Below are 13,479 nucleotides of genomic sequence, written 5' to 3' on the forward strand. Positions count from 1 at the left end.
TGCCGGCAGCCACAAAAGCAAAAGCCGCCGGACATTGTTCGACGGCTTTTGCTTGTTCGGATATATCAGATCAGCGCGTGTTGAACTTGCGCACTTCCATGAAATTGACGGCCGTGCCGCTGAAGCGGGCGGGATCGACCGAAGCAGTCTTCACGAAGCCTTCGGCATACACCGCGGTCGGCTGGGCACGCAGCGTCTGACTGACGAAACGTGGAGCCTGCACCTTCTTAGAAGCCATTTCCAGGCGGGCGTTGGTGAGAGCCCACTGCGAAATCATCTTCTGCGTCAGCTTCGGCTCTGTGCGCATCGTCTGACGGCTTTCATCGGCAGCCACCGCTTCCTGCTTCGTCGGACGGCCACCCTTGGTGGGCAGGCCCTGCGCAACCGGACTGTCGATGACAGCAGGCTTCGGCGCCACGACCGGTGCAGCAAAGCTTGCAGACTTCGCCATCGGTGCAAGCGCTGCAAGCTGCAGCGGCGGCTTGTCGAGTGCCGGCGGGTTCTTCGGCGCGGCAGCGTTGATCGCCTGCTCCACCGTCTGCGGCTCAGGAGGCGCGTTCAAAGCAACCTGCGTGTCTCCGCTCTCATCCTGCTGCTTAGCAAGTGCTGCCACCATGGCTGGCGAAAGCGTATCCTGATCTGCCTCGTCTTCACCCGCTTCAGGATCGGCATTCTGCGCAGCAAGCAGATTTTCGGCAACGGCCGGACGTTCGGCCGGGGTCGGAACGCCCGTCGACATCAGGCTCGGGTCGACAGAAGCAAGTTCGGCATCACCCGGTGCACGACGCTGACCGAGCAGCGACGGAACCGGAATGCTGTAGCCGCTCAGATCGGCGAAATGCTCCGGCTCCTGCGGCTGGCCTGCCGGCATGGCGGCAAGGGCCTGCTGGGCGGCGTTACCCGCAGACGGCGGCACCAGGGCATTGGCAACCTCGTTGCCGGCAAGCTGGTTGCTGAAGGCCGGGCGAACCTGCGGCACCGGTGCATTGACGCTTGCGACTTCGGTCTGCGGCTGGGGTTCATCAGCTGCCGGGACAGCCTCAGCCTTCGGCGGCGTTGCCTTGGCGACAGCCACCGGTGTGCTATCCTCCGAATTATCCTCTTCCTCGTCGGCGCCGCCACCAAAGAGGTAGGCAAACAGTGTCTTCTGCTTGCGAGGTTCGTCATTGGAAACGGAAGCGCCGGCGCTTGCCATCATGATCTGGCTGCCGTTCGCCATGCGGCGCTTGTAATCGGCCATCGCCTGCTGGTAACCCGGCAGCGGCTTACCATCGGCGGGAATATGAATGGTATTGCCGTCAGGGAAGAGCCTGACCAGCTCGTCGCGGCTCATGCGCGGCCAGGCGCGAACGCCGCCGACATCCATATGCACGAAGGGCGAACCGGACTTCGGATAGAAACCGACGCCGCCGACCTGCATCTTCATGCCGATACCGCGCAGCGTGGCGAGCTTCACGTCGGGAATGAAGAAATCCATCGCCTTGCCGAGCATATGCTGGCTCTTTTCGGCGACACCGGACTTGCGCGAACGACCGCGCAGCATCTCGTTGGTGGCTGGTGAGCGGAAACCGCAGACGACGTTGATGTAATCCCTGGAGCCGGACTGGCGGTAAACTTCCCAGATGAGGTCGAAGAGCCGCGGGTCCATCTTCGTCGGCTGATTCTTGCGCCAGTCGCGAAGGAAGCGGTTGAGCTGCTCGAGACCCTTCGGGTCGAACTTGCCGTTGCGCTTGTAGGTGATGACTGCCTTTTCGCCGGTATGGATGAAATAGAGCTTCAGGCTGCGGGTATCGCCTGCAGCCTGAGACTGTGTGCTTACGAATACAGGTGAGGAAACCGCGAGCGCAAGAAGGGCGGCCGCTGCCGTCCTAACTGCCTTTCCGCCAATCTTGGCGCACAGCAAGCGCCAGCTCAAGCGCGAAAGCTTGGTGTTCCCATTCAAATTCGGCAACTCGATCCCCGTCAGACAGTCAATGTCCCGTGCTGTCTCAAATGGCTGTCAATTGCGGTCACACGATGGCAAAAATGCCACACATGATCAACCTTTTCTTTACATAGTGAACGAGCCGCTAACAAGTGGTTTATGGCGAGTAACCAAACATGGTTGCCTTATTCTTAACAAAAACGCCTCTATGCCGCATCTTTCTGAGGATTATCGGGGTCGATACCATAATCCTTGAGTTTCCGATAAAGTGTGGATCGCCCAATACCTAGCTTTCGCGCCACTTGACTCATTTGCCCGCGATAAAACTTTAACGCGAAACGAATCAATTCTTCCTCGACATCGGCAAGGCGGCGGACGTCACCGGACTGATTGACGCTCGGGATCGCGTTGTCGGGCACCTCCGGACCGCGGCGTATCGTCTCGGCGACGGATACCGCCTGATAGTCCTCGGGGAATTCGGCATCCGGATCGAGATGTGAATTATCGGCGACGAGCGCCAGGTGATCCACGACCTCGTAATTCGGAAGCTGGGCGGCGATCTGCGGGAAGTCCGATTCGGTCAGTTCCGGACCTTCGGCAAGCACGACGGCACGGAAGATCGCGTTTTCGAGCTGGCGGATGTTACCCGGCCAATCATAAGCGGTCAGCAGCGCCAGCGCGCCGGCATTGGCCGTCATGCGGCGGCCGTTCTTCTGCTCGCTGGAGAAGCGGTCGGTAAAAACGCGCACCAGATGAGGAATATCTTCCTTGCGTTTGCGCAGTGCTGGAATGGTGATCGGGAAGACGTTCAGGCGATAGTAGAGGTCCTCGCGGAAGCGGCCGTTCTTGACCTCTTCGATCAGATCCTTGTTCGTCGCCGAAATGAGGCGGACATTGACCTTGTGCGCAGTGCGCGCGCCGACGGTCTCGATCTCGCCCTGCTGGACAGCCCGCAGCAACTTCACCTGCACTTCGAGCGGCAGGTCGCCGATCTCGTCGAGGAAGATGGTGCCACCATCGGCTTCCATGAATTTGCCGATATGCTTTTCGGTCGCACCGGTAAAGGCGCCCTTTTCATGGCCGAAGAGAATGCTTTCGACGAGGTTATGCGGAATGGCGCCGCAATTGACCGTCACGAAAGGTTTGTTGGCCCGGTCACCGGCCGATTGGATCGCACGCGCCACCAGCTCCTTGCCGACACCCGATTCACCTTCGAGCACGACCGGGATGTTGGACTGCGAGGCGCGCTGCGCCAGATCGATGACGCGGATCATCGCCGGGCTTGCCGAAACGATATCGTCGAAGCCGACCGAGCCCGCCCGCGATCGGCGGCCGGCACGGGCCTTTACCTCGCGCTGGTCGAGCTTCATCGCATTGGAAATGGACGTGTTGATCCGTTCCGGAGAGACCGGCTTGACAACGAAATCGAAAGCGCCGGCGCGCATGGCCTGCACGACTGTCTCGATGCCGCCCTGTCCTGTCTGGACAATGACCGGAATCGGCGTGCCGAAATCATGCATCGCTTCGAGAAATTCGAGGCCGGTCATTTCCGGCATCATCAGATCGAGCACGATGACATTGAAAAGCCCGGGATCGCGCTTCACCATCTCCAGCCCGATGCGGCCGTTTTCGGCCTGATGCACCACATGGCCGCTGCGCTCGATAGCGTTCTTGAGCAGACGGCGCTGCACGGGATCGTCCTCGACCACAAGGATCTGCCCTGCCCCTTTGAGCTCATTGTAACCGGTCATTGTCGCCTCACTTCATGCGAAACCTTGAGGCGCACTCTGGCAGAAAGGCTTGAACATCCAGTTTTGAGAAACAATTGCATTTTAATTGTTATGACAGGCCGTTTTCGTGCCGTAACAGGGCCTTTTGCGCGCCGAAAACCCCTTAACACCGTGCCGTCCGGCGCCCAGAGCGCCGCGCGTCCATTCGGACGCGCAAAGGACGCTCTGTCTTTTGAAACTGCGCATCAAGCTTTCCGAAAATCGATTCCGATTTTCGGGCCGATGCTGTAGACAGTCAAACCTGTTATAAAAGAGGAAGAGGAACCGCCCCATGAGACACACGCTTGCGCACGCCGATCTTTATCTTTCGGCAACGGCTCCCACCGCAGCGGCAGCCCCGGCTCTGGGCGAGCTTCCGACCTGGAAGCTGCAGGATCTCTACCCTTCGGCTACCTCCACCGCCTTCGTCTCCGACATGGAAAAGGCCGGCAAGGCTGCTTCGGATTTCGAGGACAAATGGAAGGGCAAGCTTGCCGACGCAGCCGAAAAGAAGGGCGAGGAAGGCATCGGCCAGGCGCTGAAGGAATATGAGGCGCTCGACGACATTATGGGCCGCCTCGGCTCCTTCGCCGGCCTCACCTATTTCTCTGATACCTCCAACCCGGCAAACGGTAAGCTCTATGGCGATGTTCAAGCCAAACTGACAGAATATTCCGGCCGCCTGCTTTTCTTCGCGCTGGAGCTGAACCGCATCGACGATGCTGTTATCGATGCCTGCATGGCGAACGATCCGCTTGCCGGCCATTACCGCCCCTGGCTGGTCGATCTGCGCAAGGACAAGCCGTATCAGCTCGAAGACAAGCTGGAGCAGCTCTTCCTCGAAAAGTCGATGACGAGTGCTGCCGCCTTCAACCGCCTGTTCGATGAAACGATGGCGGAACTGCGCTTCGAGGTCGACGGCGAAAAGCTGCCGCTCGAAGTGGCGCTGAACATGCTTCAGGAAAAGGATCCGGACGTGCGCCGCAAGGCGGCGATGGCGCTCGCCGAAACTTTCAAGACCAATATCCGCACCTTCACGCTCATCACCAATACGCTCGCCAAGGACAAGGAAATCGCCGATCGCTGGCGCGGCTTCGAAGACATCGCCGATAGCCGCCATCTGGCAAACCGCGTCGAGCGCGAGGTCGTCGATGCCCTCGCCGTGGCTGTGAAGGAAGCCTATCCGCGCCTCTCGCATCGCTATTACAAGATGAAGGCGAAGTGGCTCGGCATGGAGCAGATGAATTTCTGGGATCGCAACGCGCCACTTCCGGAAACCTCGAACGCCCTTATCTCCTGGTCCGAAGCCAAGGACACCGTGCTTTCCGCCTACGCTAATTTCGCGCCGGAAATGGCTGATATCGCCAGGCGCTTCTTTGATGAACAGTGGATCGATGCGCCCGTTCGCCCCGGCAAGGCGCCGGGCGCCTTCGCCCATCCAACCGTTCCGTCCGCCCATCCCTATGTGCTCGTCAACTATATGGGCAAGCCGCGCGATGTCATGACGCTTGCCCATGAACTCGGCCACGGCGTGCATCAGGTCCTTGCCGGCGCGCAAGGCGCCCTCATGTGCCAGACGCCGCTGACCCTTGCCGAAACCGCTTCCGTCTTCGGCGAAATGCTGACCTTCCGCGCACTGCTGGACCGGACGACTGACAACCGTGAACGCAAGGCGATGCTGGCCCAGAAGGTCGAGGACATGATCAACACGGTCGTGCGCCAGATCGCCTTCTACGAATTCGAGCGCAAGGTCCACACCGCCCGCAAGGCCGGCGAACTGACATCAGACGATATCGGCGAACTCTGGCTCTCCGTCCAGTCGGAAAGCCTCGGGCCGGCCATCAAGATTTCCGAGGGCTACGAGACCTATTGGGCCTATATCCCCCACTTCATCCATTCGCCCTTCTATGTCTATGCCTATGCTTTCGGCGACTGCCTGGTGAACTCGCTCTACGCCGTCTACCAGAAGGCCGAGACAGGCTTTCAGGAGAAGTATTTCGAACTGCTGAAAGCCGGCGGCACCAAGCATCATTCCGAACTGCTGAAGCCCTTCGGCCTCGACGCGACCGATCCCTCCTTCTGGAGCAAGGGCCTGTCGATGATCGAAGGATTGATTGAGGAGCTCGAGGCGCTGGATAAGGCATAAGCTGCCGAAGCCCGCACCTTTGCTGGAAAGGCAATGGCAGCGTCCGAACCCTTCATTTTGTTCCGGGACGATACGACCGGCGAAGTCATGCTCTTCGCCGGCCCCGACGATATCATCATCGCCCGCACGCGCGCAGAGTTCCTGCCGGCGCTCAAGCGGATGGAAGAAGCGCGAAAGGCCGGCAAATGGCTTGCCGGTTATATATCCTATGAGGCCGGCCATCTTTTCGAAGAAAAACTGGCCGGCTTTGCGCAAGAGAACCGGGAGACGCCACTGTTGCTGTTCGGCGTTTTCGATGCGCCGCAGCCGGATGATCATCCTCTCGCAAAACCGCGGCAACGCCTCGAAAACGAGGAGTTCCTGACGGCCCCGAAGGCGGGCTGGAATTTCCCTATATATAAAGAGCGTTTCGAACGCCTGCATCAGCATCTGCGCCTCGGCGATATCTATCAGGCCAACCTGACGATGCCGATCGAAGCCCGCTGGAGCGGCGATCCGCTCGCAGCCTTCTGGTCGCTGATCGACCGCCAGCCTGTGAAATACGGTGCGTTTGCCAATCTCGGCGGCCCCATCATTCTTTCCCGCTCTCCGGAACTGTTTTTCCGTACCGACGAGAATGGCTGGATCGAGACGCATCCCATGAAGGGCACGGCAAAGCGCGGTGCGACACCTGCCGAAGATGCCGAAATCGTCGAAGCCATGAGGACCGACATCAAGACGCAGGCGGAAAACCGCATGATCGTCGACCTCTTGCGCAACGATATCTCACGCATCACCGAAGTCGGTACGCTCGACGTTCCCAAACTCTTTGACATCGAGACCTATCCCACAGTCCACCAGATGGTGAGCCACGTGCAGGCGAAGCTCCTGCCCGATCTCTCCGTCAGCGACATATTCGCGGCGCTCTTCCCCTGCGGCTCGATCACAGGTGCGCCGAAGATACGCGCTATGGAAATTCTCCACGACCTCGAAGACACGCCGCGTGATGCCTATTGCGGCGCGATAGGCATGATCTCGCCCGGTGGCGCCATGCGCTTCTCCGTCGGCATCCGCACTATGACGCTGTTCGATAACGGCAAGGCCGTCTTCAACGTCGGAGGCGGCATCGTCTTCGATTCAACCGCCGAAGCCGAATATGAGGAATGCCTGCTCAAGGCCCGCTTCGCCGTCGGCGACCAAGGGATTGCCCGATGACGGATTTTTCGCTGATCGAAACGCTGCGCTGGCAACCGGACGAAGGGTTCATTCGCCTGCGCCTGCATCTCGCCCGCCTCTCCCGCTCCGCCCGCCGCATCGGTTTTCCCGAGCCGCTGGATGCGGCTGCCAAGTTGGAAGAAGCGCTGAAGGGGGAACGCGAACCGCGCCGTGTCAGGCTGACGTTTGACCATCAGGGCCATATCGACGTTACCACGGCGCCCTTCGTCCCGCTTCCGCCCGACGCCGTCTGGACCCTTCGTATCTCGAACACCCGTGTCAATTCCGCCGACAGGCTGCTGCGCATCAAGACCACGCGCCGTGACATCTACGAGGCCGCACGCGCCGAGTTCACACTGCAACAGGCGGATGAAGTCATCCTGCTCAACGAGCGGCAGGAAGTCTGCGAGGGAACCATCACATCCATTTTCCTTGATGACGGTACCGGCATTTTCACGACACCGCCGATCTCCTGCGGCCTACTCGCCGGCGTGCTGCGCACCGAGCTCATCTGCCAGCGCAAGGCCCACGTTGGCCGCATCACGCTTGATGATCTCGACAACGATGCGCTTTACGTTGGAAATTCGCTGCGCGGCCTGATCCGCGCCACGCTGCAAAAGGACTGAGCATGTTTATCCTCTCCCTGACCTATGTGAAGCCGAACGAAGAGGCCGACAGGCACATGGAGCCGCATATGGCATGGGTGAAGGAGGGGTATGCCAGGGGCTGGTTCCTTGCCTCCGGCCGCAAGGTGCCGCGCACCGGCGGCGTCATCCTCGCCGTCGGCGACCGCGCGTTGATCGAAACCTATGTGGCGGCCGATCCCTTCATCATTCATGGCGTTGCCGAATATGACGTCACCGAAGTCGCGCTGACCACGGTGACCGAAGGGCTGGAGGCTTTGAAACGCTGAGCCGCAAACCGCGCCGGCTGGTTATCGGTCTCAAAAGGGAGCGGCGATGAAACGTCCGTCTTATATGCCCTATGACGGCTCGGCCCGACCCTTCACGATCGGCTTGATGCCGCTCGACCCTGTCCGCTGGATCGAACCCGACGACGATCTCAACCGCTACCTCGCGGAAAAGGCGCGGCTGGCAAACGAGCGCTTCGATGACATCTTCGTCGCTGAGGAAGGGACTGAAACGGCTCAGCTGGAGGCGCTGGATCTTCTCCTCGCGCACCTTGCCGGGCGGCATCCGGCAATGCACCGTCAGGATATTTCGGCTCTACCGCCTCTGTTCAAGGCCGGTTCGCTCGTTCAGGACGATCTCGTCCTCATGCGCCGCAAGGCCGATGGCTGGCATCTCGTTGCCGCCCACGTCGCCTTTCCCTCTTCGTGGTCGCTGCGCGAGAAGTTCGGCCGCCCGATGCACGAGATCCATGCCGATGTGCCCGGTTTCGGCGAAGGCACACGCAACGCTGCGCTCATCACCCGCATCTTCGATAGTCTGCGCGTTGCCCAGCCAGTCGAGCGGCTGAACTGGTCGATCAACACGACGGCCGATCTCTTCCTCCCCGTTTCGAAACATCGCCGGCCGCCTTACGCCGAAGCCTTCACGCTCGAAGAGCGTTTCGTCCGCGTCGAGCGCCAGACCCTGCACAAGCTTGCCGTCTCCGGCGATATCCTCTTCACCATCCGCATCTATATCGATCCGATCGCTGTGGTCGCCCGCCATCCGCGCGCGGCTGAGATCGCCGCACGTTTCGCCGATCAACTGGAAGCGCTCGACGAACATCAGGCCGCCTACAAGGGCCTGACGTTGCAACGAGACGAGCTCGTGCGGAAATTGCGGGCGCTTTGCAGCGCCGATATTTGACCTTTGCAGGGGATCGCTCTTTATTGTGACGCCATTTTGTGATTAGAGCCGGTCACTTCGCGAGCTTCGCGGCATTTTCATATGAATTCTTTAGGCTAAAGGCCTTCGTTCCCTTCCAACAGGAGAAAAGAATGACGGAACAGAACTATCCGGTATATGGCGAAATTACCGGTCCGATCGTCATGATCGGCTTTGGTTCCATCGGCCGCGGCACGCTGCCCCTGATCGAGCGCCATTTCAAATTCGACAAGAGCCGGATGGTCGTCATCGACCCGCGCACGGACGATGCCCACATTCTGGAAAAGCACGGCGTCAAGCACATTCAGGCATATGTGACGAAGGACAACTACAAGGAACTGCTGAAGCCGCTGCTGACCGAAGGCGAAGGCCAGGGCTTCTGCGTCAACCTCTCCGTCGATACCTCGTCGCTCGACATTATCAAGCTCTGCCGCAAGCTTGACGTGCTTTATATCGATACCGTCGTCGAGCCCTGGCTCGGCTTCTACTTCGACAAGGACATGAAGAACGAGGAGCGCACCAACTACGCTCTGCGCGAAACCGTTCGCAAGGAAAAGGCCAAGAACCCGGGCGGCACCACAGCCGTTTCCACCTGCGGCGCAAATCCGGGCATGGTCTCCTGGTTCGTCAAGCAGGCGCTGCTCAACCTCGCCAAGGATATCGGCTTGAAGTTCGACGAGCCGGGCCAGGACGACCGCGAAGAATGGGCAAAGCTCATGAAGAAGGTCGGCGTCAAGGGCATCCATATCGCCGAACGCGACACGCAGCGCACCATCCATCCGAAGCCGCTCAACGTATTCTGGAACACCTGGTCGGTCGAAGGCTTCATCTCCGAAGGCCTGCAGCCGGCAGAACTCGGCTGGGGCACCCATGAAAACTGGATGCCGAAGAACGCCAAGAAGCACAAGAAGGGCTCCAAAGCCGCTATCTTCCTGGAGCAGCCCGGCGCCAACACCCGCGTACGCACCTGGTGCCCGACGCCCGGCCCTCAATACGGCTTCCTCGTCACTCACAACGAGTCGATCTCGATCGCCGATTTCTTCTCGGTAAGAGACAAGGACGGCGACGTCACCTATCGTCCGACCTGCCACTATGCCTACCATCCGGCCAATGACGCCGTTCTCTCGCTGCATGAGATGTTCGGCAACGGCGGTACGGCACAGCCAGTCCATCACGTTCTCGATGAGAACGAATTGGTCGACGGCGTCGACGAGCTCGGCGTGCTGCTCTATGGCCACGACAAGAACGCCTACTGGTACGGTTCGCGCCTGTCGCTGGAAGAAACCCGCCGCATCGCTCCCTACCAGAATGCAACCGGCCTGCAGGTGACTTCTGCCGTTCTCGCCGGCATGGTCTGGGCTCTCGAAAACCCGAAGGCCGGCATCGTCGAAGCCGACGAGATGGATTACAGGCGCTGCCTCGAAGTGCAGCTGCCTTATCTCGGCCCGGTCGAAGGCCACTACACCGACTGGACCCCACTCGACGGTCGTCCGGGCCTGTTCCCGGAAGACATCGACACCAAGGATCCGTGGCAGTTCAAGAACATCCTCGTTCGCTGAGTCCTGTCGTAATGCTTTCGAAGATGCCCGCTGCAAGGCGGGCATTTTTGTAACGCCTGCTGTCTAAATGCCGGTCGTCTGCCGCCGAAGGCTTGCCTTCGCAGAAGGCCCGCGCCATGTTTTTGGCGGACTGTTGCGGATAGTTTCCGCCTAGATTCGCCGGGAGAAGCCCTATGAAAATCAGAACTGGTCTCGTTCTTGTGGTTGCATCGGCAGCTCTTGCCGCCTGTGTCTCCTCCGGCCCGCGCCCCCTCCCCGTCGCGTCAGGACCCGCTCCCGCCGGTGTCGAAGGAACCTGGGCCGATCCGAACGGTATCGTCTCCACCTTCCAGGGCGGCACCTTCACCACGCGCACGACTGACAGCAACCAGCTTCTGGCCTCCGGCACCTATATCAAAACCTCGCCATCGCTGGTGGAAATCAACATGACTTCGCTGGTTCGCAACACCCAGTCGAAGGTCAATTGCGCCCTCGTCACGACAAGCCAGCTAAACTGCACCTCGGATGCCGGCGCGCAGTTCGTCCTGACGCGCCGCAGCTGAAAAGAGCAGATGGGCGTGGGCTAAGCACTATGCGGGCTTTCGCCGGTTGCCTTGCCCTGTTGCTCGCAACGCCGCTTGCGGCACTTGCCGTCGTCTTACCGGTCAACGTCTATCGTGCACAGGGCATCGCGGCTCCCGATTGCGACGGGCCGCTGCAGGTGCTGATCTTCGCCTTGCCGGCAGTCCTGATCTATGGCGCAGGCGCATTCCTTGCCTATCGGGCCGGTCGGCGCTCTCACCGCGTCGTCTCCCTTCTTTGCTTGATCATCGCGCTCGCCACACTTCCCAACATCGCAGAGGCCGCGCACGAACTCTACCGAAACGTCGCCGACCACGAATGCGTGGGATAGCCAGTCGGCTTTTTTGCCCACCTCCCCTTGGAAAGCGCCTCCCTTGGCCCAGCTTTCCCTTGCGGCCGTGCATCGTCTGATGGAACATCCGCACGCCGGGAAACTGCCCCGACGAACTATGGAAGGGATCGGCGAAGATCAGGGGGATCTTCGCCCTCAATCAGGAGAACAGGGATGACGAAGTCTTTCAGCTTCGGTCTTTTGACAGCGTCTATTCTGGCGCTGAGCACAAGCGCCGCATTTGCAGATTACGAACTCAATATCCTTCATATCAACGATTTCCACTCGCGCATCGAATCGATCAACAAGTTCGATTCCACGTGCTCTGCCGAGGAAGAAGGCAAGAACGAGTGCTTCGGCGGAGCCGCACGGCTGAAGGTCGCCATCGACCAGCGCCGCCAAGCCTTGACAGGTAAAAACACGCTGCTGCTCAACGCCGGCGACAACTTCCAGGGTTCGCTCTTCTACACGACCTACAAGGGCGCAGCTGAAGCCGAAATGCTGAACCTCATGAAGTTCGACGCCATGACGGTCGGCAATCATGAATTCGACGACAGCGAGGATGGGCTCGCAACCTTCCTCGACAAGGTGCAATTCCCGGTCGTCACCGCCAACGTCAAGGCAAGTGCCGCCTCCAAGATCGGCGACCGCGTCAAGCCTTCCCTCGTGCTTGATGTCGGCGGTCAGAAGATCGGCATCGTCGGCGCCGTCACCAACGATACGCCGGAGCTTTCCTCGCCCGGCCCGAACGTGACGATTGCCGATGACATCAAGAGCATCACGGCAGAGGTCGAGAAACTGAAGGGCGAAGGCGTCAATAAGATCATTGCGCTCACCCATGTCGGCTACCCGCGCGACCTTGCCCTGATTGCCAAGATCCCCGATGTCGACGTGGTCGTTGGCGGCCATTCGCACAGCCTGCTCTCGAACACCGACCCGAAGGCCGAAGGCCCCTACCCGACAATGGTCGACAACCCCGGCGGCTACAAGGTGCCGGTAGTGCAGGCAGCCTCCTACAGCAAGTATCTCGGCGATCTCGTCGTGAACTTCGATGACAACGGCGTCGTCAAGGATGCCAAGGGCGATCCCATCCTGATCGATTCCTCCTTCACACCCGATCCGGCCGTCGCGGCACGCATTGTCGAACTGGCAAAGCCGATTGAAGAACTGCGCAAGAAGGTGATCGGCTCCTCCGAAGGCCCGATCGAAGGCGACCGCAAGGTCTGCCGCGCCAAGGAATGCTCGATGGGCAATCTGGTGGCCGACGCCATGCTCGACCGCACCAGGAACCAGGGCGTGACCATCGCCATCCAGAACGGCGGCGGCCTGCGCGCTTCCATCGATGGCGGCGACGTCACGCAAGGCGAAGTCATCACCGTGCTGCCCTTCCAGAATACGCTTGCAACCTTCGAGTTGACGGGCGCCGACATCATCAAGGCGCTTGAGAACGGCGTTAGCCAGGTTGATCAGGGCGCCGGTCGTTTCCCACAGGTCGCCGGCCTGAAATTCTCCTTCGACCAGTCGAAGCCGGTCGGCAGCCGCGTCAGCGACGTCCAGGTCAAGGACGGCGACAGCTTCGTGCCGATCGACAATGCCAAGACCTACAGCGTTGCCACCAACAATTTCATGCGCGCTGGCGGCGACGGTTATGTCGCCTTCAAGGATGGCCAGAATGCCTATGACTACGGTCCGGACCTAGCCGATGTGACCGCCGAATATATCGCTGCGCATTCGCCGTATAAGCCCTATACGGACGGCCGCGTCACCGAAATCGCGCAGGCGGCACCCGCTCCCTCCACCGAGCCGGCTCCTTCTAGCGAACCGGCCCCCGCCCCTACAGCGCCAGCCCCTTCGGCTGAACCGGCTCCGACACCGGCGCCCGCCGCCCCTGCTCCGGCGACACCGGCGCCGGCAACCTCCGCACCATCAACACCTTCGACCCACGTCATCGTTGCCGGCGATACTCTCTGGGATCTCGCCAAAACCTTCTATGGCGACGGCGCCGAATGGCGCAGATTGTCCGAAGCCAACGGCAGCCCGAACCCGCGTCATCTGCGGATCGGCGAGGAAATCCAGGTTCCGGCCAAGTAAGACGATTTGTCCCGATCATGAGAGCCGGTCCGGGGTTCCCCGGGCCGGCTTTTCTTCTTATAGGGTGAA

At 60.2% G+C, this 13,479-nt stretch carries 11 protein-coding genes; 9 read left to right on the forward strand and 2 right to left on the reverse strand.

Annotated features, from left to right (window positions below; all coding sequences use genetic code 11):
* Positions 1 to 70 precede the first annotated feature (70 nt).
* Positions 71 to 1,951: a DUF882 domain-containing protein gene (locus FHT82_RS24330; protein ID WP_183735250.1), complete on the reverse strand. Its 1,881-nt coding sequence runs from the start codon at positions 1,949 to 1,951 to the stop codon at positions 71 to 73.
* A gap of 179 nt (positions 1,952 to 2,130) precedes the next feature.
* Positions 2,131 to 3,675, reverse strand: a complete 1,545-nt coding sequence (locus FHT82_RS24335) for a sigma-54 dependent transcriptional regulator (RefSeq protein ID WP_183735251.1) — start codon at positions 3,673 to 3,675, stop codon at positions 2,131 to 2,133.
* A gap of 310 nt (positions 3,676 to 3,985) precedes the next feature.
* Between FHT82_RS24335 and FHT82_RS24340 the strand changes: the two genes are divergently transcribed.
* From FHT82_RS24340 to FHT82_RS24380, 9 genes are all read left to right on the forward strand, one after another.
* Complete coding sequence (locus tag FHT82_RS24340) at positions 3,986 to 5,839, forward strand: M3 family oligoendopeptidase (RefSeq protein ID WP_183735252.1); 1,854 nt, start codon at positions 3,986 to 3,988, stop codon at positions 5,837 to 5,839.
* Between the two features lie 33 nt (positions 5,840 to 5,872).
* Positions 5,873 to 7,033: an aminodeoxychorismate synthase component I gene (locus FHT82_RS24345; RefSeq protein ID WP_183735253.1), complete on the forward strand. Its 1,161-nt coding sequence runs from the start codon at positions 5,873 to 5,875 to the stop codon at positions 7,031 to 7,033.
* Positions 7,030 to 7,659 carry an aminotransferase class IV family protein gene (locus FHT82_RS24350; protein ID WP_183735254.1) on the forward strand — a complete coding sequence of 210 codons (630 nt, stop codon included), beginning with the start codon at positions 7,030 to 7,032 and terminating at the stop codon, positions 7,657 to 7,659. Before FHT82_RS24345 ends, FHT82_RS24350 begins: the two co-directional genes overlap by 4 nt.
* 2 nt (positions 7,660 to 7,661) lie before the next feature.
* Positions 7,662 to 7,946, forward strand: coding sequence for a YciI family protein (locus FHT82_RS24355; protein ID WP_183735255.1), 285 nt, complete (start codon positions 7,662 to 7,664; stop codon positions 7,944 to 7,946).
* A gap of 46 nt (positions 7,947 to 7,992) precedes the next feature.
* Positions 7,993 to 8,850 carry a DUF3445 domain-containing protein gene (locus FHT82_RS24360; protein WP_183735256.1) on the forward strand — a complete coding sequence of 286 codons (858 nt, stop codon included), beginning with the start codon at positions 7,993 to 7,995 and terminating at the stop codon, positions 8,848 to 8,850.
* 131 nt (positions 8,851 to 8,981) lie between these two features.
* Positions 8,982 to 10,427 (forward strand): homospermidine synthase, encoded by a 1,446-nt coding sequence (locus FHT82_RS24365; protein ID WP_183735257.1) that lies wholly within the window; start codon positions 8,982 to 8,984, stop codon positions 10,425 to 10,427.
* Positions 10,428 to 10,600: 173 nt separating this feature from the next.
* Positions 10,601 to 10,969 carry an outer membrane lipoprotein Omp10 gene (gene omp10, locus FHT82_RS24370; RefSeq protein WP_183735258.1) on the forward strand — a complete coding sequence of 123 codons (369 nt, stop codon included), beginning with the start codon at positions 10,601 to 10,603 and terminating at the stop codon, positions 10,967 to 10,969.
* A gap of 29 nt (positions 10,970 to 10,998) precedes the next feature.
* On the forward strand, positions 10,999 to 11,319 hold the full coding sequence (locus tag FHT82_RS24375; protein WP_183735259.1) for a hypothetical protein: 321 nt from the start codon (positions 10,999 to 11,001) through the stop codon (positions 11,317 to 11,319).
* Between the two features lie 174 nt (positions 11,320 to 11,493).
* Entirely contained in the window at positions 11,494 to 13,410 is a 1,917-nt protein-coding gene (locus FHT82_RS24380; RefSeq protein WP_183735260.1) for a 5'-nucleotidase C-terminal domain-containing protein, read from the forward strand.
* The last annotated feature ends 69 nt before the right edge of the window (positions 13,411 to 13,479 follow it).

Origin of the sequence: Rhizobium sp. BK275 (assembly GCF_014193555.1) — a bacterium.
Lineage (GTDB): Bacteria > Pseudomonadota > Alphaproteobacteria > Rhizobiales > Rhizobiaceae > Rhizobium.